27 protein-coding genes and 1 pseudogene are annotated in these 21,903 nt (G+C 67.6%); 15 read left to right on the forward strand and 13 right to left on the reverse strand.

Annotation, left to right across the window (positions count from 1 at the left end):
* The first annotated feature begins 262 nt into the window (after positions 1 to 262).
* The 4 genes from J7F03_RS30485 to J7F03_RS30500 are packed head-to-tail and all read left to right on the forward strand — an operon-like array spanning position 263 to position 2,886.
* Positions 263 to 556 (forward strand): hypothetical protein, encoded by a 294-nt coding sequence (locus J7F03_RS30485; RefSeq protein WP_214955166.1) that lies wholly within the window; start codon positions 263 to 265, stop codon positions 554 to 556.
* Positions 557 to 616: 60 nt separating this feature from the next.
* A complete protein-coding gene (locus tag J7F03_RS30490) occupies positions 617 to 1,255 on the forward strand; it encodes a hypothetical protein (protein WP_214955168.1) in 639 nt (212 codons plus the stop codon).
* Positions 1,252 to 2,289 carry a hypothetical protein gene (locus tag J7F03_RS30495; protein WP_214955170.1) on the forward strand — a complete coding sequence of 346 codons (1,038 nt, stop codon included), beginning with the start codon at positions 1,252 to 1,254 and terminating at the stop codon, positions 2,287 to 2,289. Before J7F03_RS30490 ends, J7F03_RS30495 begins: the two co-directional genes overlap by 4 nt.
* A 39-nt stretch (positions 2,290 to 2,328) precedes the next feature.
* The gene (locus J7F03_RS30500; RefSeq protein ID WP_214955172.1) at positions 2,329 to 2,886 is read left to right on the forward strand and encodes a hypothetical protein; all 558 of its coding nucleotides are present in this window, start codon (positions 2,329 to 2,331) and stop codon (positions 2,884 to 2,886) included.
* A gap of 33 nt (positions 2,887 to 2,919) precedes the next feature.
* Here J7F03_RS30500 and J7F03_RS30505 read toward each other — a convergent pair whose 3' ends face one another.
* Positions 2,920 to 3,165 carry a hypothetical protein gene (locus J7F03_RS30505; protein ID WP_214955173.1) on the reverse strand — a complete coding sequence of 82 codons (246 nt, stop codon included), beginning with the start codon at positions 3,163 to 3,165 and terminating at the stop codon, positions 2,920 to 2,922.
* 103 nt (positions 3,166 to 3,268) lie between these two features.
* On the opposite strand from J7F03_RS30505, the gene J7F03_RS30510 reads away from it, so the two are divergent.
* Genes J7F03_RS30510 through J7F03_RS30525 form a run of 4 tightly spaced genes read left to right on the forward strand, consistent with a single transcriptional unit; the run spans position 3,269 to position 6,755 of the window.
* A complete protein-coding gene (locus J7F03_RS30510; protein WP_214955175.1) occupies positions 3,269 to 5,434 on the forward strand; it encodes an alpha/beta hydrolase in 2,166 nt (721 codons plus the stop codon).
* 60 nt (positions 5,435 to 5,494) lie between these two features.
* Positions 5,495 to 5,842, forward strand: coding sequence for a hypothetical protein (locus J7F03_RS30515; protein ID WP_214955176.1), 348 nt, complete (start codon positions 5,495 to 5,497; stop codon positions 5,840 to 5,842).
* Positions 5,843 to 5,875: 33 nt separating this feature from the next.
* Positions 5,876 to 6,220: a hypothetical protein gene (locus tag J7F03_RS30520; protein WP_214955177.1), complete on the forward strand. Its 345-nt coding sequence runs from the start codon at positions 5,876 to 5,878 to the stop codon at positions 6,218 to 6,220.
* 10 nt (positions 6,221 to 6,230) lie between these two features.
* Positions 6,231 to 6,755 (forward strand): hypothetical protein, encoded by a 525-nt coding sequence (locus J7F03_RS30525; protein ID WP_214955178.1) that lies wholly within the window; start codon positions 6,231 to 6,233, stop codon positions 6,753 to 6,755.
* A gap of 429 nt (positions 6,756 to 7,184) precedes the next feature.
* Here the strand turns inward: J7F03_RS30525 and J7F03_RS42440 are convergent.
* The 6 genes and pseudogenes from J7F03_RS42440 to J7F03_RS30555 form a co-directional block, all read right to left on the reverse strand.
* Positions 7,185 to 7,459: pseudogene (locus J7F03_RS42440) on the reverse strand (hypothetical protein); the annotation flags it as partial.
* A gap of 116 nt (positions 7,460 to 7,575) precedes the next feature.
* On the reverse strand, positions 7,576 to 8,367 hold the full coding sequence (locus J7F03_RS30535; protein ID WP_214955180.1) for a hypothetical protein: 792 nt from the start codon (positions 8,365 to 8,367) through the stop codon (positions 7,576 to 7,578).
* Positions 8,368 to 8,403: 36 nt separating this feature from the next.
* Positions 8,404 to 8,994, reverse strand: a complete 591-nt coding sequence (locus J7F03_RS30540) for a hypothetical protein (protein WP_214955181.1) — start codon at positions 8,992 to 8,994, stop codon at positions 8,404 to 8,406.
* Positions 8,995 to 9,070: 76 nt separating this feature from the next.
* The gene (locus J7F03_RS30545; RefSeq protein WP_214955183.1) at positions 9,071 to 10,288 is read right to left on the reverse strand and encodes a mucin-2; all 1,218 of its coding nucleotides are present in this window, start codon (positions 10,286 to 10,288) and stop codon (positions 9,071 to 9,073) included.
* A 96-nt stretch (positions 10,289 to 10,384) separates the two neighbouring features.
* Complete coding sequence (locus tag J7F03_RS30550; RefSeq protein WP_214955185.1) at positions 10,385 to 11,113, reverse strand: hypothetical protein; 729 nt, start codon at positions 11,111 to 11,113, stop codon at positions 10,385 to 10,387.
* Between the two features lie 57 nt (positions 11,114 to 11,170).
* Entirely contained in the window at positions 11,171 to 13,363 is a 2,193-nt protein-coding gene (locus J7F03_RS30555) for an alpha/beta hydrolase (protein ID WP_214955187.1), read from the reverse strand.
* Between the two features lie 77 nt (positions 13,364 to 13,440).
* Here J7F03_RS30555 and J7F03_RS30560 point away from each other — a divergent pair, with 77 nt between their 5' ends.
* Positions 13,441 to 13,686: a hypothetical protein gene (locus J7F03_RS30560; RefSeq protein WP_214955189.1), complete on the forward strand. Its 246-nt coding sequence runs from the start codon at positions 13,441 to 13,443 to the stop codon at positions 13,684 to 13,686.
* Positions 13,687 to 13,713: 27 nt separating this feature from the next.
* Here the strand turns inward: J7F03_RS30560 and J7F03_RS30565 are convergent, their stop codons facing one another.
* Positions 13,714 to 14,217, reverse strand: a complete 504-nt coding sequence (locus J7F03_RS30565) for a hypothetical protein (RefSeq protein ID WP_214955191.1) — start codon at positions 14,215 to 14,217, stop codon at positions 13,714 to 13,716.
* A 266-nt stretch (positions 14,218 to 14,483) separates the two neighbouring features.
* On the opposite strand from J7F03_RS30565, the gene J7F03_RS30570 reads away from it, so the two are divergent.
* Positions 14,484 to 14,744, forward strand: coding sequence for a WXG100 family type VII secretion target (locus tag J7F03_RS30570; protein WP_214955193.1), 261 nt, complete (start codon positions 14,484 to 14,486; stop codon positions 14,742 to 14,744).
* 88 nt (positions 14,745 to 14,832) lie between these two features.
* On the opposite strand, the gene J7F03_RS30575 is transcribed toward J7F03_RS30570, so the two are convergent.
* Positions 14,833 to 15,093 carry a hypothetical protein gene (locus J7F03_RS30575; protein WP_214955195.1) on the reverse strand — a complete coding sequence of 87 codons (261 nt, stop codon included), beginning with the start codon at positions 15,091 to 15,093 and terminating at the stop codon, positions 14,833 to 14,835.
* 248 nt (positions 15,094 to 15,341) lie between these two features.
* Here J7F03_RS30575 and J7F03_RS30580 point away from each other — a divergent pair, with 248 nt between their 5' ends.
* The 3 genes from J7F03_RS30580 to J7F03_RS30590 are packed head-to-tail and all read left to right on the forward strand — an operon-like array spanning position 15,342 to position 17,567.
* Entirely contained in the window at positions 15,342 to 15,995 is a 654-nt protein-coding gene (locus tag J7F03_RS30580) for a hypothetical protein (protein WP_214955197.1), read from the forward strand.
* The gene (locus J7F03_RS30585; protein WP_251072729.1) at positions 15,983 to 17,002 is read left to right on the forward strand and encodes a hypothetical protein; all 1,020 of its coding nucleotides are present in this window, start codon (positions 15,983 to 15,985) and stop codon (positions 17,000 to 17,002) included. The genes J7F03_RS30580 and J7F03_RS30585 overlap by 13 nt, the downstream gene beginning before the upstream one ends.
* Before the next feature lie 40 nt (positions 17,003 to 17,042).
* Positions 17,043 to 17,567, forward strand: a complete 525-nt coding sequence (locus J7F03_RS30590; RefSeq protein WP_214955199.1) for a hypothetical protein — start codon at positions 17,043 to 17,045, stop codon at positions 17,565 to 17,567.
* A 50-nt stretch (positions 17,568 to 17,617) separates the two neighbouring features.
* Here J7F03_RS30590 and J7F03_RS30595 read toward each other — a convergent pair whose 3' ends face one another.
* The gene (locus J7F03_RS30595; protein ID WP_214955201.1) at positions 17,618 to 18,058 is read right to left on the reverse strand and encodes a hypothetical protein; all 441 of its coding nucleotides are present in this window, start codon (positions 18,056 to 18,058) and stop codon (positions 17,618 to 17,620) included.
* A complete protein-coding gene (locus J7F03_RS30600) occupies positions 18,055 to 18,369 on the reverse strand; it encodes a hypothetical protein (protein WP_214955203.1) in 315 nt (104 codons plus the stop codon). Before J7F03_RS30600 ends, J7F03_RS30595 begins: the two co-directional genes overlap by 4 nt.
* An 84-nt stretch (positions 18,370 to 18,453) precedes the next feature.
* On the opposite strand from J7F03_RS30600, the gene J7F03_RS30605 reads away from it, so the two are divergent.
* Positions 18,454 to 19,839 carry a PE-PGRS family protein gene (locus J7F03_RS30605; protein WP_214955205.1) on the forward strand — a complete coding sequence of 462 codons (1,386 nt, stop codon included), beginning with the start codon at positions 18,454 to 18,456 and terminating at the stop codon, positions 19,837 to 19,839.
* 69 nt (positions 19,840 to 19,908) lie between these two features.
* Complete coding sequence (locus tag J7F03_RS30610) at positions 19,909 to 20,577, forward strand: hypothetical protein (protein WP_214955206.1); 669 nt, start codon at positions 19,909 to 19,911, stop codon at positions 20,575 to 20,577.
* Positions 20,578 to 20,634: 57 nt separating this feature from the next.
* Here the strand turns inward: J7F03_RS30610 and J7F03_RS30615 are convergent, their stop codons facing one another.
* Both J7F03_RS30615 and J7F03_RS30620 read right to left on the reverse strand, forming a co-directional pair.
* Positions 20,635 to 21,480 (reverse strand): hypothetical protein, encoded by an 846-nt coding sequence (locus tag J7F03_RS30615; protein WP_214955207.1) that lies wholly within the window; start codon positions 21,478 to 21,480, stop codon positions 20,635 to 20,637.
* Between the two features lie 185 nt (positions 21,481 to 21,665).
* Positions 21,666 to 21,903, reverse strand: a 238-nt coding sequence (locus tag J7F03_RS30620) for a hypothetical protein (protein WP_214955208.1), incomplete at its 5' end; no start/stop codon positions are given.

Consider the following 21,903-nt stretch of genomic DNA (forward strand, 5'->3'; position numbering starts at 1 on the left):
CGGTCGGCCGTCATGACCACCAGGGGGCCCTCCCCGCACGAAAATGAGTACTGGCACTCAGGCGCCGCCTGAGCAGCGGGGGAAGGATGGGCTGCGCCCACCCCCGCCCCACCCCGAGCGGCCCGCCGGCCGGAGGATCCCGATGAGTGCTCCGTCACAGCCCCCGCCGTACGGGCCCCTCTTGGGCCCCGCGTATGGTCCCGCCCCGACCCCGCAGCCGCCCCGCGTCCGGCCGCACGCGGCCTGGTACATCGCCCCGGGCGTGCTGCTGCTGGCCGGACTCTGGTTCACCGCAGCCGGATTCCTCCTCCACCTCGTCCTCATCGGCGGCAAGCGTTACGTTTGCGATCTCGGTCCGGCTTGCGATCGGTACCCCCACGAGGCGGGCTATCAGGATCCGGCCATGCCGCACATGCCGTTCGTCATCGCGGGCCTGTGCGCGGCCGTCGCACTTGCGACATTCGCCGGAATCTTCCTCGCCCGAAGGCGAGCAGCGACTGAACTCACGGCGACGCAGACTGATTCGCCCTGGCGAAACCATTCGCCGCGCAGGTAGCGTCTGACAGCTTCAAACGACCTTCGCCCCACCAGGAGCCGCCCAGCGAACCGCCGCACTTTGCCCGTTGCAGTCGCCGCTACGGCAGCTGCCACCCTGCTCTTGACCGCGTGCGGGGGTGGCGATTCCAAGGCCGACGACAAGATCCCCGGCACGGAATCCAGCGCTCCGGCGCCTGCCTCCCCGAGCCCGAGCCCGAGCCCGTCGGAAGCGGCGGGTCGGCCGAAGATCACGCTGCCGCCGGACGTCAAGAACGTCTTCGAGGGATGGACGACCGGCGACCCTGTGAAGGACGCGATCCTGACCGACGTCAGCGCCCAGATGAACGCCACCGACGAGGCCATCACGAGCGACGCGGCCGAACCGGCCGGCGTGATCTTCTACAACAAGGGCGACGCCCTCATCGGCGCCGGCAAGTGGATTGCGGACTTCAAGACCAAGGGTCTGACCATCACGGGGACGACGCACTACTACAACCCCAAGATCCAGCTGTTCGACGACAAGTCCGCCGGCGTCGGCTTCTGCACGGACGAAAGCAAGGCATTCACCAAGGACCGCAAGACCGGCAAGGTCAACGAAGACACGGCGAGCGGCAACTCGTACGTCACCTACAGCCTCAGGGTGGACAAGAACGCCCAGGGTGTCTGGCAGACCACGAAGCTGGCGTCGCAGAGGGGAGACAAGACGTGCACTCCGTGAGACGTTCAGGACGCTGGCTGACGGCGGGGGCCACCGCCACCGCGTTGGCTCTCATACCGGGCACCGCCTTCGCGGAAAAGGATCCCGGCGGCGGTGGCACCCGAGGCGGCAACACCAGTGGCAGCATCAACGGAAACACCATCACGTCGAAGGTCCGCTTCGACCCGCAGCTCCCGGCCGGCAAGACCCAGTCCGGCGACTTCCACGCGACCAGCAACTGGACGCCGCCCGCGTGCTGGTACGAGCCCATGTCAGCCGCCGAGTTCAAGGCTGTCTCCGAGGCTTCCTACACCTCGGTGGTCAACGATCCGGCGCAGCCGTCCTACGCCAAGTCGTCCATGGCAGAACTCAAAAAGATCTACACCGAGACCAAGTACAAGGACTACAACCTCGACCAGGCGGACAAGGGTGCCTTCTGGGTCGGTGTCCAGAACCCGAACCGCAAGGACGACCTCGCCTCGTTCTCGTGCAGCGACCTGCCCGAGTGGGTCCCCAACGGGACCCCGCCCCCGGTCCGGAACGCCATTACTCCCGAGGTCCTCGCCCAGGCCGCCTACAACCAGCTCGACATCCCCACGACCACGGTGACCCTGGCCCCCAAGCCGGAGAACATCAAGGTCAACCTCGCGACCTGGGTCTATCACGACAGGGCGGAGTTCAAGCCGGTCAAGGTCACGGCCAGCCTCAGCGCCGGCGGTACGAACATCTCCGCCACCACCACCGCCAGGCCGGTCTCGCTCCACATCAAGGCCGGCACCTCTGACGCCCAGCTCCACCCCGGCTCCGGCGACTGCGCCATCAACACGGACGGCACCATCGGCGCCGCGTACAGCGCCGACTCGGACGGCAAGGCCCCGCCCTGCGGGCTCACGTACCTGCGGTCCTCGGGCAACGGCAGCTACACACTGGAAGCCAGCATCACCTGGGAAGTCAGCTGGACCGGCAGCAACGGCCAAGACGGAAATCTCCCCAGCGGCACCTTCAGCACCACCCAGAACGTGATCGTCCAGGAGATCCAGGCCGTCAACCGCTAGACCGCCCGACCCACCGCACAACCGCAAGGGGAACAGCAGATGCGTACCGGCAGCCTCCGGAGATTCACCTGGGCCGTCCTCGCCGCCTCCGCGGCACTCGCGGCCACCGGCTGCTCGGTCATCGGCGGAGACTCCGGCGACAAGCCGGGGCCCACGTACAACGACGCCATGGCAGTCATCTACAAGGACGCCCTCAGCAGCATGAAAACGACGACCGGGCGAGACGAGCTGGAGGAGTACGGAGGGAGCCGCGATGCCTGTGGCGGCCCAGACTTCCTGGACAGCAAGGACGACAGCAAGCGTCGGGCATCCCTCTACATCAAGTATCCCGGCGACCCTGCCGACAAGCGGTCGTCCGCCGACCTGGTGAAGGCCATGGTGGACCAACTCACCAAGCTGGGCTGGATCGTGGAAAGAACGGTTCCGGCCGCAGACGGGCCCGACCCCGAAGTGAAGGCGTACATGAAGAAGCCCGGCAGCGGTAACGCGGGCATCTACTCCGAAGCCGCTCATCTCCCCACTGGAGAGACCGTGCACGACCTGGTCATCGACATTGGCACCGATTGCCTGCGCAACCCGGACTGGCGCAAGCCCTGATGCCAGGGCAGATGGTGGTGACCCGTGCCGTGGTCAGTTGGGCTTCGGGCCCGTCGCGTTCTCCTTGCGCTTAGCGGCTTCCTTGTCCAGCTGACCCGCCATCGGCCCCAGCCTCGTCTTGCACACGCCGAGTTCACCCCGTACGCGATCCGCCGTCGGCCCCTTCCAGCCCTCGTCCGACTTTGCAGCCCGGTCCGCGGCGATTTCGACCGGCTCGTCCAGCAGCTTCCTCAGGTCGTCGGCCAGGCTGCGCAGCTGGGCGTCGTCCGTCGATCCCACACCAATTCCCCTATATCGCTTCGATGTTTGCGGAATCCAAGACCACTTTTAGCCTGCGAGGATACGGTACTCAGTCATGGGGATGGTTTTTGCGGATCCTGTCATGCTCGACCGATTGGCCCAGTCGCTCGATAGGAAGGCTGAAGCGATCCCACAGCTGCGCAGCAGGGGATCGGCACTCGGCATTGCCGGGGAATTGGGCGGGTTGCCAGCCATTGCAACCTTTCTGGGCGATACCGCACGAGATCTACGTCGGCGCGCGAACATCCTCAGGTCGCCCTCGGAATCACCTTTCGAGTCCCTGGCCGCGTACGGGCTCCCGAACTCCATGGTCGGCAACCCTGAGGCCGCGAACCCGTTCAAGAAGGGCCTGACCGACCTACTCGACACCCAGAAGAACGCGACTCCGAAGGAGCGCGCCCAGGCAGTCAAGGACTACTTCGCGAAGCTCACTCCCGAGCAGCAGGCGGCTCTCGCGGCACTGGATCCACAACTGGTCGGCAACCTGGACGGCGTTCCAGTCAATGTGCGCTTCGCGGCGAACCGGATCTCCATCCAGAAGGAGTACGACGCCGAGTCGGCCTTCTTTCAGGGCCTGGCCTGCGATGACCCCGCATACAAACGGACCAAGGACCGTGTGGAGACGCTGAAAAGCTTCCTGAACCCCAGGGTCAAGACATACCTCGATCCGAAGACCCACCAAGAGGTCACGGTCGAGGTCCCACGTCAGTTCCTCATCTTCGACGCGCACTTCGGATCCAATGCCGACCCGAAGGCGTCCCCATTCCCTGACGGCAGGGTTGCCGAAGTCGTCGGCGATCTGGAAACCGCCAAGAACGTCGCCTTCCGGATTCCGGGCATCACAAACCAACTGGATAATTTCAACTCCTTCAGCAGTGGAGGCTACGACCTCGTTGCCGATGAGAGGGGACGTGAGCAGACCGATACAGCGGCGGTCAGCTGGCTCGGCTACGACGCCCCGTCGATCGGCGACTCCGTGGATCCAGCCAAAGCCGTCGTCGGCGGGAACCAGCTCAACGCCTTCCGCCAGGGCATCTCAGTGAATCTCGCACCGGACTCCAAGCTCAACATCTTCGCTCACAGCTACGGCAGCCTGGTCACCAGCAAGGCCCTGCAGAGCGGCCTGACCAATGTGGACACCGTCACTTTCATGGGCAGCCCCGGCCTCGGCTGGAACATCAACTCCGTCGCCGACTTCCACATGCCCAATACCAAGTTCTTCGCGCTGCGCGCACCGGGCGACCCGGTGTCGTATACCCAGGGACACGGTCACGACCCCGCTGACTTCAAGGACATCACCCGGCTCGCAACCGACGGCGCAACGGCGCATTCGGCGTACTACACGCGCAGGACGGAGTCTCTGAACAACCTGCGCCGCGTCCTGTTCGGCGGTGACCACCAGCCGCTCACCTTCACCCACACCTCCCTCGACGACGAGATGGTGGGCGCCGCCGAGGTACGCAAGCTCGTGATGTTCCTCCACGAGCGGGTACCGGACGACGCGACGATCAAGATGGGCGCCGACCTCGATCCGATCATCCAGGGGTACCTCAATGGCCGGAAGGGGATCACGGACATCCTTCTGCCGATCCACGACGTACTCAACAAACACAACATGCTGGACAGAGTGCCGCCCGGGGAGCTGTTCAACGAGATCACTGACCTCGCGAGCGATATAGCGGCCAAGCAGGCGTTCAAGGCCGCCAAGGACCAGGGCGCGCCGGACTTCGTCGCGGCGATGGCAGCCGGGGCAGCCAAGGTCTCGGCCAAGAAGTTCGCCAGTGTGCCCGCTGGGCTGGCGACCAAGCTGCTGGAATTCGACCGGCTACAGAACGACACCCGGCAGCTGTTCGGCATCCTGGACAAGGGCCAGGCCGAGATCTTCGGGCACGCGGGCGAAATGGCCCACGATCTCGGGGCGGACGGCGTGAAGACCTTCAACAACGTCGACGACATGGCGGACGGGATATTCACCAACGGCGGGAAGGTGACGCTCAAGCTCGGCGACATCTTCATCAACCCGACCCACGCCGGTTCCGACGTCCGCGACATTCTCAAGTACACGGACGACACCAAACAGCTGGTGCTCGAGAAGTCCGGCGCCATCTTCAACAACGTGAACGACGCGAAGAACACGTTCTTCGAGAAGTCCGGCGACATCGTCTCTTCCGGATTCGACACAGGCACGAAGGCGCTCGACAAGGGCAAGAAGCTTTGGGGTGCAATCGTCGACCCCCTCTTCTCGTAGTTATAGGCTCCCGGAACGGGCAGCGCCGACCACACCGCAGGACCAGGAGGAGGAGCAACCATGACCAAGGGCACGGACAAAAAAGACAAGGACCGCGCACGGCTGACCGAAGAGGTCCACGCCGTCATCAACGCGGTCCTCTCCGACGCGACCGTGATGGACCTGCCCTCCGGCATCGCGCCCGAGGTCGTCTCCGTCACCGCCTTCGACGCCGCCGACACCCGCTCCGACGAGGTCCTGACCGACGCCCTGGTGGGCGCCCTGCGGACGGCCGGCTGGGCGGTCGACGACTCGCCCCTCAGCACCCCCGAGCCCTCCCTCTACGCCGCCAAAGCCGGACTCGGCGGCGGTTCCTTCGCCGTACGGCCCACCGCTGTCTCCTTCGACGGGCTGCCCGCCCGCGACTGACCCCGGACGCGAGCGCAGGAAGCAGGCAGAGCCATGACACCCGCCACCGCCCCGGAACAGGCCCGCCGGACCCTCTCGAACGAGATCCGGGCCGCCGTCAAGGCGGCCACCCGCCACGCCGTCCACCCCGCCGACGAGTTCGAAGGCGACCACGCCCGGATCGCCGGCTGGGACCCCGAGGAGACCCGGTCCAACGCCGCGCTGCTCAGGCTCGGTACGGCCCACCTCGCCGGCCTGGGCTGGCAGATCTTCCCCGAGGCCACCGACAGCGAGGACGCGTCCGCCCTCGTCATCAAGCGCGGCCTGGCCACCGGCCGCCTTTACGCGGCGAACCGTTCCCTGACCTTCACCGGGACGCTCGACACCCCCAACACCTGAAAGCACTCGCATGCACATCGAAAAGCAGCCCAAGACCTGGTCGTACATATGCATCGGCCTCTACGTGGCCGGTATCGCCTACATGGGTGTCGAAACCATCCCCGAGGACACCGGCATCTGGCTCATCCTCTCGTCGGCCTTCCTCGTGCTGGGCCTCCTCCCGTTCCTGGGCGTGCCGATCTCCAAGTTCATCTACCACCGCATCCGCATCAACCCCGAGCTCGGCACCCTGCGCGTGGGCCGCGAGCTCATCCCGCTCGCCGACCTCGACCCGGCGTCCGTCCAGGCCGCGCGCGCGGAGGTCCCCCTCACCGCGGCCGAGCGCTACGCGGCCTCGCTGTCCGCCGTCGACGCCCCCGTCCCCGGCCTGCGCGCGAAGGACCAGGGCCGCGCCCGCCTCGTCGGCGGCGCCTGGGGCGTCCCGGCCGGCATGGACACCGTCACCCTCGCCAACCGCCGCGGCGAACCCCTCCTCATCGCCACCCGCGACCGCAATGCCTTCCTCACCGCCCTCGCCACGGCCACTCCCGCCTAGGGCGGGGCCGGACACCAGGGAGCTGTGGTGGCGATATTCGGTAGGAACAAAGCGGTCGAGCCTCCCGTGGAGGCAGTGGAATGGGAGCAGGTCGGCGCCTTCGTCGTCAGCGACGTCGAGCGCCCGCTGACCCGCAAGCGCAGGCGCAGGCGCACGCGGGCCGTGACCGGCCCACGGGCCGTACGGGTCCCTGTAGGCGCCGATGAGCAGCGCGCCTTCGCCCCCTGCGCGTACGTCGGCCCCGGCCCCGCCCTCACCCTCGCCCTCTACGAGGACCCGGAAGCCGGCCGCCTTCTCTGCTCGGTCGACGCGGTCACCAGCCTGGGGGCGGAGGGCGGCGACACCCGGAACAAGCCGCGCACCCTGGAGTGGCGGGCCGACGACAAGGTCGAACCGCCACCCGGGCATTGGCTGCCGAGCAGCACACGTCGAGCGGACTTGCGCCTGGCCGGCCGGGTCGGGGTCGAGCAGGGCGATCTGGGTCTCGTCGATGCCCGTGTCGGTGATCCGCTGGATCATCTCGATCAATTGGCCGTAGTTGTAGGCCTCGAAGGTCGAGAAGAAGCCCTCCCAGCTGTCCAGCAGCAGCATCCACGGCAGCCGGTCCTCCGGGGCGGCGTCCGCTGCTCGGCCGCGCTCGACGCGCCTTCCATGGCCAGCATCTGCTGCCGCCGGCTGATCTCGATCAGCAGCCGGTCGATGAGGAACGTGACGGTCCAGGAGATCCAGGCCGTCAACCGCTGAGCACCGACGACGCACACCGCCCGCCGGGGGTCTCCCCCGGCGGGCGGTGGCGTACGTACGGCAGGTGCCATCCGGGTCAGCCGAGCTCCGAGCCGTCCGGCAGGAGGTCGGCGATCGCCTGCCACAGCTCCTTGGCGTTGGTGCGGCGGACCCGCAGCGGGCTCTCCAGGGTGACGTCACCCTCGCGCACGGGCTCCGCGGGCAGCTCCCGGACCCAATAGCCCTCCAGCCCGCAGTCCCAGACCGCCAGACCCGTGAAGGTCGGCTCGGGGTTCTCGACGTGGGCGTTCTTCCACACCACGGTCATCCGCCACATGCAGTTGAGCTGCGCGAGCACCTCGACGAGCCGCTCCGGGGCGCCGGTCTCGCGTGCGACCGTCTCGGCGTCCGCGTCGTCCTGGCCGGACTCCATGCGCACCATCAGCGCGTCGAGCTCACCGGTGGTCGAGGTGATCACCTCGGTGAGGTCGGCGCCCTCCAAGATGTCGTCGTGCAGGTCGACGCTCCGGGCGAGCGCCGGTACGAGCAGGGGCGCCTCCACGGGGAGGTACTCGGACTCGGTCTCGCCCGGCCAGCCCTCGTGCACGAAGACGAAGTCGTTGCCGATCACCGCGCCACTCTCCAGGACGCCCTGGGGGCCGGTTATCTCCGTACGGACGATGACGCGCGGCTCCATCAGTGTGGAGACGAGCGGGTAGAGGTCACCGGTGATGGATCCGCCGTCTCCGACGATTCCGGCCACCCGGAGCTCGGCCAGCGCCCCGTCGAGTTCGTCGGGCACCGCGTCCTCTTCCACGAGGAGGCCGAGCACGCTGATGTGGGAATCGGCGAGGCGCAGTCGACGTCGGGCTGCGTCAATCGAAGGCATGTCACGTTCCTTTGGAAATAAGTTGGTTCAGCGAACTCAGAAGTCCGGCATGTCCGCTCGGCTCAGCATGCGGCCGGGAAGGGAATACAAGGCGCCGGCGGAAGTGAGATTGCGGGTGTACATGCTCTGCAATGCGACCGCCAGGGCGATGTCGACGTTGTCGATGTTCCCCCGCGCCACCCCGGAGATCTTCCGGGGGTGTCTCCACTCCGAACGGGTCGTGGTGACGGTGGCGCCGTCACGCGTGAGCGCGTGCTGACGCTTGCCCGCGAGCACCTGATAGCGGTAGTCACGCCCGCAGATATTGATGCGCAGGGCGCGTCCCCTCCGCGTCACGGCCAGGCGCCGCCGCTTGAACACCGCTTCCCACTCGTTGACGGTCAACTTCATCATGGCCATCCGCAGGTAGTAGCGGAAGCCGACTCCGGCGAAGGTGACGGAGGGGAACTGCTCTCCCCAGGCTGCGGAGAGCAGGACGCTGTGGTTGCTGTCGATAATCTTGATCGGAAACTTCAGATCGATCCGCCCGAATCCGGGCACGTCTCCGGACCATGCGTGAGTCGTGATGCGCTCGATGTATCCCTCGGCCGGACCTAGGTAGGTGAGTTCGAATGGAATGTCGTGCATTCGGCGCCCCTCAGTCGAATGGGTCGAGTTTACCGGCCGGGCTCTGGGGGTGCCGGGGGTGTCCGCCCGGCACCCCTCAGTCGAAGGGGTTGTACTTGCTCACCAGCTTTTTGGCGCCGTCGGCCAGCTTGCCCGCACCCTTGGAGATGACCTCGCCCGCCTTGCCCGCCGCGTCCGCCACCTTGCCCGGCCACTTCTTGACCGTGTCCCAGTTGTCCCAGATCGACAGCCCTCCGTAGACGAGGCCGGTGACCGCGACCGCACCGATCGTCCACGGGTTGGGTGCGACCATCGCGGCCGTCATCGAGGCGTTGAAGAGCACTCCCGAGACGTCCTTCGCGTATCCGACCTTGTCCTTCTTGAAGGCCTCGACCGGGTTGCCCTTCTGGCACAGCTCGTAGAAGCTCACACCCGTGGCGATGGCACTGCCCACGGCGCCGGCGCCTCGAATCCATCCGGCGGTCTTCAGAGTGGCTCCGGCCCCTGCGGCGAATCGCGAAAAGCCTCCGCCGCCCAACGCGCCTTGCAGCCTCGCGGCCGGGCCCGCGACCTTGAGGAGGTTCGCTTCCCAGGCCCACGTCTTGCCGACGAGCGCGGCGTACGAGTTGTTGCCGGCCAGGAAGTTGAGCAAGGGGGGCGGCAGCATCCGCCCGATCCGGCCGCCGTACCGGGCCAGTCTCATGGTGCCCGTAGAACCCTGCCCGCGCAGCATCTGCGCGAGGAAGGTGCCCGGCGCCTTCAGCGCCTTGTGATCCGGCCCCCAGTACTTCTTGAGGTCCCACAGCCCCTTGCCGGCCTTGAACAGGGCGTTGGGCGCCGTCCCGATGAACTCGACCAGGTCGAGGTAGTCGGCGACGACCTCGCCCATGTTCTTGTCACCGGTGATCTTGGCGACGGCATCGCTCTTCATGCGGTTCTGCCAGTCGCTGTACGTCTCGCCCTTCTGGCGCTTCACCCAGTCGAAACTGCCGTCGTCGGCCAGGGAGGCCGCGCCCGCCAGGATCGCCAGCTGCGGGTTCAGCGCCAGGAGCACCGCGTCTTCGGCCGAGAAGCCGGCCCACAGGAATCCTCCCGTCGGATCCCCGTTCTCGGCCTTCAGGATGCCGGCTCGCTTGCGCAGGTCCGGTGCGGTTTCCGCGGTCCAGGTCTGGACCGGCCTCAGAGCGCCGAGCTTCGCCGTGACGCCGAGCGACGAGGCGCGTGTGAACGCCTCGGCGATCTGGTCCTTCGATCCGCCCCTGCCGTCCAGCAGCTTCGCGAGCTGCTCGAGGTCCTCAGGATTGGCCTTCCTCATTCGCTAACTCCCCCGTGCGAACATGCGTACAGTCCTACAAACTGCGCAGCATATACGGGAGATTGAGCGAAGACGACCGTGGGTCAGTCCGTCGCGTCAGCGAAGCGGAGTCACGCTTCCGGTGAACGTCAGCCCGCGACTGGAGGCGTACAGACGGCCCTTCCCGACGCCCTCCTTGGAGATCCGGGCGGACCGGTCGTCGCTGTCCGTCGCCTCGGGGGACACGCGCCAGCCGCGGTCCGCGAGGTACTCCGTACTCGCGCGCAGCAGCGCGGCATTGGACTGCGTCTCCTGCGGGTCCCAGCCCGCGATGCGGGCGGAGTCGGCCTCGAACTCGTCGTCCGGGTACACGGCACGCGGCGCAGCCGCCTTGATCGCGGCGCGGATCTCGGCGGACAGGACTGCCGCCGGGCCGGCCTCCCGGCCGCCCTCGTCCTGCGTGCCCGACAACGCGTCGACCTCCAGCAGGCCTGCGAAGGAGATCGCGGGGGGCTGCACGGCGAAGGATCCGCTGCCCAGGCCGGGGAGGACGGCGTACAGCGCGGGGCCGCCGGGGGCCGCGGGAGCAGTGCTCTCGGTGTCCTGAATCGTCCAGCCCGCCGTGCCCAGCACCTCGACCAGAGCGGCCGTCAGCTCCGCCGCCGACCGGGTCTCGGACTCGTCGAAGGCGGTGACGGAGACGGCCTCCGGCCCCACGGGCGAGGGCAGTCGCATCAGCGTGGCGTGCCCGAGGACCGCCCCGAGGACCGCCCCGGCCTCCTTCACCAGCCGGTTCCGGTCCCTCTCGGCCTGCCTGGAGGCCACCTGCCCGCCGTCCTGTCCCATCCCTGCTCCCTCCGGTCCGTGTGGATCTCCTGCGCGTACCTCCGCCGAGCCGTGAGCCTATCCACCGAAGAACTTGACGACGCCCTTCCCGATGTCGATGCCCTTGTCGATCGCCTTGCCACCGGTCTCGGCCGCGGACCGGGCGATGTCGCCGCCCTTGTCCACGATCGTGTTCTTGGCGTCGTTCAGGCCCCCGGCGATGTCGGGGACCTTGTCGAAGATCTTGTCCTTCGCACCGTCCGCGATCTTCCAGATGTCCCCGGCGTTCTCGCCCGCGTTCCAGGGCCGCACGAAGGTGTCGCCGAGCTCCAGGACCACGTTCCCGCCGTCCTTGAAGAGCCCTCCGGTCAGGTCCTTGGTGTCGTTGTAGATCTGGGCGCCGTCCTTGCCGAGCTCCGTGCCCAGCTCCTTGACGTGCCCGCCGATCTCGTCGGCGCCCTTGTCGATGATGTCGCCGAACTGGTTCACGTCGTTCGCGATCCGGTCGACCTCCAAAAGCTTGACCACCGGCCAGGTGGCCCAGGTGAGCAGGCCCTCCGAGGCGTGCTCCGCCGCCCTGCCCGCCGCGATGGCAACGAAGTCCGGTGCTCCCTTGCCCTTCGCCGCCTTGTACGTCTCCTTGTACGCGACGTTTCCGGCGAGGTCGTTGATCTTCCCGAACAGCTCGTCCGGGGGGACCCGGTCCAGCATGTTGTGCTTGCCCAGTACGGAGTGGACCTCCAGCAGGAGCTCCTTGACCCCGATCCGCCCCGCGAAGTGGGCCTGCACGGCCGCGTCGAGGTCGCCGCCCATCTTCACCACGACGTCCGGCGGGATCTTCCCGTGGAGGAAGCCGACCATCTCGCGCGCCTCGGCCGCGCCGATCTGCTCGTCGTCGAGGGAGGTGTGCGTGAACGTCATGGGCTTGGCATCGCCGCCGAAGAAGATCCTGCGCATGTTGGCCAGGGACCCGGTCTTCGGGTCGTAGTACTGCGAGTGGCCACTCGCGCCGTCCGTGCCGAGACGGGTGATGTCCTTGAAGTCCGCCGGGTCGTTGCCGTGCCCCTGCGTGTACGAGACCCAGTCCCCGGGTGCCCTCATGGCGAAGAACTTGGTGTTCGGCATCTTGAAGTCGGCGACGGAGTTGATGTTGGGGCCGAGGCCCGGACTGCCCATGAAGGTGACGTTGTCGACGTTGGTCAGGCCCGCCTGCAGCGCCTTGCTCGTGACCAGCGTCCCGTAGCTGTGGGCGAAGATGTCCAGCCCGGCGTTCGGCTTCAGGTTGACGGATATGCCCTGGCGGAACGCGTTCAGGGAGGCCCCGCCCTCGAAGGCCTTGGCGGGGTCCACGGAGTCGCCGAGCTCCGGGGTGTCGTAGCCGAGCCAGCTCACCACCGCCGAATCCGGCCGCTCGTTTCCATTGGCATCGGCTACCAGTTGGTATCCGCCGTTGGTGAAACCGTTGAAGTTGTCGAGCCGGTTGGTGATGCCGGGCACCCGGAACGCGACATTGTCCGCGTTCTCCAGGTCACCCACGACCTCGGCGATCCGACCGTCCGGGAAGGGCGAGGATTTGGCGTCGGCGGTGGAGCCGAAATGTGGGTCAAATACCAGGAACTGCCTGGAAACCTCTGTCTTCATGTCCTCACCCGTATTTGGGTCTTCGTAGGACTTGACCCGGGGATTCAGGAAGCTCCGCAGCGTATCGACCCGCTCCTTCGTCCGCTGGTACGCGGCATCGGTGGGCTTGAGCGTCGCCAGGTACGCGGCTTCCTTCGTGTACTCCGACTGGATCGTGATCCGGTTCGCCGCGAACCGGACGTTGACCGGGACACCGTCCAGATTGCCCACCATGAGCGGGTCCGTGGCGGCGAGTGCCGCCTGCTGCGCGGGGGAGAGCGTGGCGAAGTAGTCCTTGACCGCTTGGGCGCGCTGCTGCGGTGTGCCGTTCTTCTGAGCTTCGAGAATGGCCTTCAGGTCAGCCTGGAGCTTTTTACCCGCATCCGGGTCACCGGCCACACCAGGGGGCAGCCCGAACGCGGCGAGCGAGTCGAAGGGCGATTCGGAAGGGGACCGCAGGATGTTCGCGCGGCGTCGCAGATCCTTCGCTGTGTCCCCCAGCCAGCTTGCGATCGCGGGCAGCCCTGAGACGTGGCCACCAACGTCGAGTGCGGACGCTCTGCTCTTCAACTGAGGAATCGCTCCGGCTTTGCTGTCCAGCGATTTCGCCAGTCGGTCGAGCATCTCGGGATCCGCAAAGACCATGGCCATAGCGGCGTATCGTAGTACTGCGAACCGTTCGATGACCAGCGAGTCGATCAACAGAGCACGGATACGGGGGATTTGACATGGCCGCGACCGATGCAGCCGATTTGCGGAAGCTGGCCGACGACCTCAGGGCCCTGCTCAACGAGCCCATCGAGATCGCGGCGGACCGGCACGTCAAGCGGGACGAACAGTGGCAGGGGCCTACGGCGGAGCACGTCCGCGGGGAACTCGCCATACGGAAGACGCGGCTGGGAACGATGGCGGGAGAGCTCGACAAAGAGGCCGCCAACCGGAAGGACCAGCCCACCGGGAATCAGCCCACCTGAGCTGCGGCTGCCACCTTCGCCTCCCCGTCACTCCTTCTGCCACTCCGGGTTCCGGAGGCAGTCCGTCACGATGTTGGCGTAGAGCTTCGGAATGGCGTCGCCCGACGTCGTCTTGAATTGGTACGCCGAGATCATGACGGTTCCGACCCCGGGCTTCTTCACGTACTTGAGCACTCCGCCGGGGTGGCCGACCAGGCTGGAGTCGCTCCGCTGTTCGAGCTGCCACCCTTCCTGGCTTGTGAGCCGGCTCACCACGCCGCTCGTCAGCTCCTCCGGTGACCGCTGGTCCGACGCCAGTCCGATCAGCGAGACTACGTGCGACGAGACGACCTTGCTGCCGTCCTTGCCGTCAAGGAGGTCCGGGCCTCCGCACTCCGAGTTGCCGTTCGAGCTCTCCTGCGGCTCGACACCCGGCATCGCCGGCTTCATCGCGTCCAGCACTCCCGGGTACATGGCGTCCATCGCGTCCTGATACGTACGCCCGCCCTCGTCGCCCTTCTCCTTCGATTCCGACCCGGAACCGGGCAGCATCGAGCAACTGGAGACCGCCGCCGCCACGAGTACGGCGCACGAGATCTTCCGAATGGTTCCGGTACGCAACTGTTCGTCACCGCCCTGGTTCCGTCGGTCACCGACACCCGGTCAAGGCGGTGCGGGGCCGCCACTGTGGTCCCTACGGGCTCAGCATAGTCACGGACGCGCGTTCGGAAGGGGGCTCCATTTCGCATAAGGTTGCGATAGCGTCCGTTGATGCGAACGGAGCGTCCGTCGTTCACAGTTACACGGGGAGGGCCGCCATGGATCGTGGCGCAGATATCAAGCAGCTCAGGGAACTGGCCAAGCTGTTCAGCAACAAGGCCGGTGATCTGCAGACGCTGATCAACAACCTGAACTCTTCGACCTCCGGTAGCACCGGCTACTGGAAGGGTCCGAAGTCGGACCAGTTCCGCCAGGAGTGGGAGACCGCTCGTGGAACGTTCACGAAGTGGGTCGACACCCTCAACGACGCCAGCAAGTCGGCGTCCACCAGCGCCGACAACATCGAGCGCGCCACCTGATCCGTCCCACGGATCGGAAGTCTCACACGACAGCGGGGCGTCCACCTGAACCAGGTGGACGCCCCGTCGTCGTGATCCGGCCCGGGTGTCAGGTCTTGGGCTTCTGAAGGTCCTTGGCCGCATCCGCGCTCTGCTGGGCCTCTTCGCGCAGCGACTTTGCAACGGTGCCGCACGTGGTCTTCCAGGTACTGAGCTTGCCGCGCACGTCCGTGGCGTTCGGCCCCTCCCAGGTCTTCATCTGACCCATGCTGAACTTTTGCGGCTCGTCCATCATCTTCTCGATGTGGTCGGCGAGCGACCTCAGTGCGCCAGCGCGCTGGTTGAGCTCTTGAATGTCCGGGTTACCCATGGCAGCCTCCCCCGCTGTCTCGACAACCGTCTCAGCATATCGAGAGGGTGGGGGCGCGCCCCACCTGCGTCGCGGCCTCCGCGCCATCGCTGATGAGCCGAGGGCCTAGCGGCAGCACACGTCACGGGTCCGAGAGTTGCGCTTCGCGAACATCCTCCCGGTCGCCACGACTGTCACCGCACATGGCTACGATGCCATCATCTGATCAGCGAATGACCGAGTCGCAACAGACGTGAGGGAAGTTGACTATGCACGCGCGAACCCGGGTCGGCCTCGCCCTACTTGCCGCCACACTCTCCTTGGCGGTGACGGCCTGTGGCTCAGACGCCAAGCCGGCGGCGAACCCGTCGATTCCCGGTGTGGACGGCGGCACGGCCGCGCCTTCCGCCTCGCCCAGCTCCTCGGCACCGGCCGACGCCGACCGTCCGAAGATCACCTTGCCCGCGGACGACGTTCTCGTCTTCGAGGGCGAGAACACCGGCGACCCGAAGATGGACGCGGTGCTCCGCGACAACGCGGAGCACATACGGGCGGTCGACGACGCGATCGCACGCAAGGACCCCAAGTCCGCGGCCGTGGCCTTCTACACGAAGGACACCGCCCTGGTGGACACCAGCACGTGGATCAACGACTTCATCAAGGACGGCAAGACCGTAACGGGCACGGTCCGGCATTTCGCCCGCAAGGTCACGTTCCTCAAGGACGGCGCCGCCGCGGTCACCTACTGCGCCGACGAGAGCAAGGGGTTCACGAAGGACGTGAAGACGGGCAAGGTCGACGTCACACCCGCCACCAAGAACTCCTACGTCTTCTACAACGAGCGTCTCGAGCAGAACGACAAGGGTGTCTGGCAGACAGCCAAGACCATTTCGGAGCGAGGATTCCAAGCATGCCAGCCGTGATGCGCGGTCGAGCCGCGACAATAGTTTTTCTGGCCGCGCTCGCCACGGCCCAAGCGGTCCCCGCGGCCCACGCGGACCGGGGCGGCGGCAGCAAAGGCGGGGTCAAGGGCCAGAACGGCCAGAACATCACCGCCGAGACGAAGATCCAGGTCAGCGTCCCCGGCAACCCCGGCTCCGCGAAGACCGGCACGCTGAGCTCCGAGGACGGCAACTGGACGCCCCCGGCGTGCTGGTACGAGCCCGCTTTCTCCCCCAAGGAGATCGAGTCCACAGTCAAGGCCATCGACGGCTTGCCCTTCTTCGGTGACGTATTCGCGAAGATGCTCAACGGGTACTACAAGGACGGCACGCCCTACAAGGACTACAACCTGGACAAGCAGGGCAAGGGCATGTTCTGGGCGTCCGTGGTGAACCCCAAGCGCAAGGACGACCCCGCGGCCACCTCCTGCGACAAGCTGCCGTTCTGGGTCGACAACGGCGCCACCCCGAGCGAGCCGCTCGCCGTCAGCCCCCAGGTCCTCGCCGAGTACGCCTACGACGAGCTGCGGCTGCCCGACACGACGATCACCATGAAGCCGGCCGACAAGTCCACGGTGAACCTGCCCACATGGGCCTGGCTCGACAAGTCGACGTTCAGGCCCGTCTCCGTGACGGCGAGCATCCCGAACTCCGGCCTGTCGGCGACCACCACCGCCACTCCGGTGTCGCTCAAGATCGACCCCGGCACGGCCGACGCGCAGCTCCACCCGGCGGGCGGCGCCTGCACCTTCGCCCCCGACGGCAGCATCGGAGCCCCCTTCAGCCCCGACAAGGCGAACCAGACCCCGCCCTGCGGTGTCACCTACCTGCGCGCCACCACCGGCTCCGGCCCGCACAAGCTGCGGGCGACGGTGACCTGGAAGGTCGAGTGGACCAGCAGCACCGGTGGGGGCGGCACCCTGCCCAGCGGCACATTCGGCACGACCCAGGACGTCACGGTCCAGGAGATCCAGGCCATCAACCGGTAGTCGCCCACCAACCGCCCCGAGACGAACCGAAAGAGACCACGTGTACGTCGAAAAGCTTCCGAAGACCTGGTCCGCGATATGCGTCGGCCTCTACCTGGCCGGCGTCGCCGCCATGGGCGTCGACTCGATCCCCGAGGACACCGGGCCGTGGCTCGCCGTTTCGGCCATCTTCCTGTTGATCCTGCTGCCGTGTCTCGCCGTGCCGATCTCGAAGCGGATCTACAACCGCATCCGCATCGACCCGGCGCAGGGAACCCTGCGCGTCGGCCGCGAGCGGTTCCCCCTCGCCGCCATCCACCCCGGGTCGGTCCAGGCTGCCCTCCAGCAGGCGGTGCCCGGGATGGCCACCCGCTACGCCGCGTCGGCGTCGAACATCGACGGCATTCCCGGCCTGCGGGAAGCGGAGTGGAACACACCGCGGCTCGTCGGGGGCGGCTGGGCCGTCCCGATGGGCATGGACACCGTGGTACTCACCACCCGCGAGGGCAAGGCCCTCACCATCGCCACCCACGACCGGACGTCCTTCCTGACGGCCCTGGCGAGGGCCACCGGCGTCGCCTACTGAGACCGCGCCACCGTGCGGTGGACGGACAGCAACCCGTTCACCGCACGGTGCTACGCGGCGGAGCCGGAACCCCCGGGAACCGTCCCCTCCGCAGGCTTGCGGTTGCCGTCGCGCAGCACCGCCAGGGCGAAGCCAAGCCGCCGGTCCAGCCACGGCGCCTCGATGGCGTACCAGCGCGCGCCGAACTGGCTCTCGGCGGTGATCACGGTGGTGTCTCCGGAGCGCCAGGTGGCCGGCTTGAGGGGCGGAGTTTCACCGCCTTCGCTGGCACCTCCCAGCGTGACCACCGACTCCAGCACGAGGTACGGGACCTTGAGCACCTGGAAGGCGGCCCGTTCACCCACGTCCGAAGCGGTGCCTTCAGCCCAGTGGTAGCGAGCCGCGATCTCGGGGTGCTCGGGCGCCTGGAGCCACCAGCCGTGCTGGATCGACCGCTTGGCGACCGGCGTCCGGACCACCGCCCCCAACTCCCCGCCCTCCGCGTCGGTCACCCGTACCGCCCCGAGGCCTTCCCGTCCGGCAGGACCGAGCACACAGGCGAGCCGGCCGCGTCGGGGGTCGTGTACGGCCGGAACCCCTTCGCCCGCGGCAAGGCCTCGGGCTCCATCGGGACCACGTACAGGAACGGGGTCCGCTCCACGTCACCCGCCACCCAGCTGAAAGCACGCACGGCCAGCGGGCCCTCTCCCCGCTTCGACGTACGCAGGGCGTTCCGCGTGATCGTCCCGACCGTGAACTTGGAAATCCGCTCCCACGGCCCCGGATCAACAGGCGCCCGGGCCTGCTTCTTCTTCCCGAACACCGTACGATTCCCTCCCGTTAAGCCCCTCGGCCCATCTTGCCGCATACGATCAACTGATTGGCAGATGCTCTCGGGGGAGGCTCCATGCGACAGGCGAATCCTGATGACCTGGATCAGCTGGCCAAGCTGATCGACGGCCGTGGCGGGATCCGGGACAAGATGGACGAGGCGTTCACCCGAGCTTCCTCGCTGGGCGTGCGCGGCAAACTGGGGGCGCTCAATCCGCTCCGCGCCTGGGCGAACGACACCGCGCCGGACCTCCGCAAGCGGGCCACCTACGCGCGGCTGGAGGACGGCGATCCCGAGGCCGGCCTGCGCTGGGCCGGCTTCTCACCGGAGGAGTTGAAGAACTACCAGGGCGACGGGATCACCCCCGATGTCCTGCTGCTCGCCAACTCGGTGGCCGCGAGCGAGGATCCGAAGGCCTACCAGTTCAAGCGCGAGGCCGACGAATCCCTCTACGACTGGCTGGAGCGCCTCACCGCGCACGCCATCAACGAGATCCCGGGCCTGCCCTTCCACGAGAAGAGCATCGAGACCCTGGTCGGGCTCTTCGGGGACTGGCACTCCCTCGTCCTGGCCGCCGGTGTCGTCACCGTCTCGGGTACGTCCCTGACCCGGGTGCTCGTCGGCAACACCTTCCAGCAGGGCGCGGCGGCGGCCTGGAAGCTCCGGGTCGGGACGATGCTCCAGTCGAGCAGCGTCCCGGGAATGCGCTGGAGCGGCTCGAAGATCGCCGGATGGGCCCCGAAGATCCGGTCCCTGGGCGCACCCGGTGCCTGGCTGCCCGGGCAGCTGGGCGGGATGTTCTCCAACAGCGCCGGCTATCAGAACGCGTCGCGCGTACCCTTCACGACGAATCTCCGTGGAGATGTCTTCGGCGCCGCCTGGGACGGCTTCCGCTCCCTTCCCCTGATCAGGAGCGAAGGCGGCCAGAAGGCCATCAACTTCCTCGTCGGGTCGGACAAGGTCGCCCAGCAGTACGGCGGCCTGACCCACTCGGGGCAGCCCGTGGCACGCGCGGGACAGGCGAACCTGCGGACCGTGTTCAAGGGCGCGGCAGCCGCCGCCCCGGAAGGAACCTCCTCCTTCCGCGCGGGCATGGGCGCCGCGACCAAGACAGCGGGGTTCTTCCGCGGTCTCGGCGTCGTGGGCGGCGTCGCGTCGACAGGTCTCAGCGCCGCCAACGTCGCCTCTCAGGGCTGGCCCTGGGATGCCTTCGAGAAGAAGGGAGTGGGCTACATCGCGGACATCGCCGAGGTCGGCTTCAACGCCTCCCTCACGGCTGCGATGGTCGCCCCCACCCCGTTCACCGTCGGAGCCGCGGTCGTCACCGGCGTCATCTACGGCGGTTTGAAGGTGGCGGAGAACTGGCCTGCCGTCAAGGAGGGCCTCGGCAAGGCCAAGGACTGGACCAAGGACAAGGCGAAGAGCCTGGCCAAGAAGGCGAATCCCATGAACTGGTTCTGACCCGGCGCACGGCTACGGCTATGGTCGGAGGCCGGTTCGGGTCCGGACGGCAGACGGAAGAAGGCAGCGATGGTGTTCGGGAGGAAGAAACGGGCCGAGGAACCGCCGGTCGAGCCGGTCGACTGGAGGCAGGTCCACAAGTTCGTCGTGGGAACGGTGGAGCGGCCGCTCACCGTCAAACGCAAGACGGCGGTGTCCGGCCCGCGCGCGATAAGGGTTCCCCAGGGCAGCGAGGAACTGCGCGCCTTCGCCCCCTGCGCCTACGTGGGCACCGGCCCCACCCTCTCCCTGTACGAGGACCCGGAGGGGCAGCGTCTGCTGTGCTCCGTCGACGCCCCTCAGGAGATCGGCGGCGAGCGCCACCACACCGTGCGCGACACGGACGGAAACACCATCGGCACGATCCGCCGTATCCCCCCTCGGCGCCCGTTCAAACACACCTGGCGCATCGACCAGCCGGGTCGCCCGGAGATCGTCGGCCGCAACGAACTGGTCAGTGGGGACTCCAAAGCGGAAGTCCTGGGCCGGACCGCTCTCAAGATGGCCATGGTGCTGGCCGACTCCGCCATGAGCATGGGTGCCGAGGGCGGAGACACACCGACCAGGCCCCGCACGCTGGAATGGCGGTCCGCGGAGGAGACCGTGATGGTCTCCCTGGGCAGCACGGAAATGACCCTCCGGGCCTCCTGGCTCGACCGTCGCCTGGCCTTCGCCTTCGCCCTCGTCGAAGACCGCTGAGCCGCACCCGCCCGGTCTCGTCTCGGGCGGTGCCGCCCGGCGGCGCCCGCGTACGCGTCAGAGACCTGCGGCCCCGTCCGCAATGTCCTCCCTGTCGGGCAGCAGGTCCGTGAGCCGGTCCCAGATGTCGCCCGGGGCGGTCCATGCCACGGCCAAGGGGCTTTCCGGGGTCACCTGGCCCGGCATGACCGGCTCCTCGGGCCGCTCCCTGACCCAGTACCCCAGCGGGCCGCAGTCCCAGGCCGCCAGCGCGCGGACCATCGCCGTACGCTCGCCCTCGTGCGTGCCGTCCCAAGCGGTGGTGACGCGCCAGGTGGCGTTCAGGGCCAGGACGAGGTCCAGGAACTGGTCCAGTGCCTCCCCCGCCAGGGCCCTGTCCGCCCGCACCGCTGCCTCGCGGGTCAGCTCGCGGGCCGCGGCCTCGTCGCCCGCCGCCTCCTCCAGCGCTACGAACACGGCGTCCAACGAGGCCATGGTCGTCTCGATCCGGGACACCTTCGGGGCCTTGCGATCCGGTTCGCCCCGGTGCAGGTTCACCTTGCGCGCCAAGTCCCAGACCAGGGTGGTGGGCTCGATCGAGACGTACTCGGACTCCTCCTCGCCCGGCCAGCCGTCATGGGAGATGACCGCGTCGCGACCCACGATGACGCCGTGGTTGACGGGGCCGTGTTCACCGATGATCTCGACCTGGATCATGACCCCCGGCTCCGCGAGGGTGACGAGCAGATCCCGCAGCAGCGGGGCCAGTTCGCCCTCCTCCCCGACGAGGCCGATCCGCTGGAGTTCCACGAGTGAGTCCCACAGGCCCTCCGGCGGGGTCTCGCCGTCCACCAGGTGGGCGAGGACCGCGATGTGCCGGTCGGCGAGCCGGAAGCGGGCGCGGGAACTGTCGTAGGAAGGCATCTCTCAGCTCACTTCTCGGAGTTCTGGACATGGTTCGCACCCTCGTGGGCCCGTCGGGCGTGCTCCTGTGCGTCCGGTCTCTCCATCGCGGCCTCCCCCGCTGTCGATCAATGCCGGGATCAGCATACGAACCGACCGGGGCGCCCGCTCGTGGTTCTGCGGCACGCGCCCCGGCCACACCCCGCTCAGCCCCGCATCACGCTCTGGACCGGTACGAACGAGCCGCCGGACGCGAGCAGGCCGCTGCCCGCCGGGCCGCCGCCGGTGTTCGACGGGAGGCGGATGCCGAACAGCTCTCCGTCCTGCGAGCTCTGCGGGGTCAGCAGCAGCCCGTTGCGCGACTTGCGCGCCGCCGTCACGAAACCCCTGTACTGCGAGGACAGGGCGTCCGTCGTACCGGCCGTCAGCAGGCCGAGGCCGCCG

Source organism: Streptomyces sp. ISL-43 (genome assembly GCF_018614195.1).
Classification (GTDB): domain Bacteria; phylum Actinomycetota; class Actinomycetes; order Streptomycetales; family Streptomycetaceae; genus Streptomyces.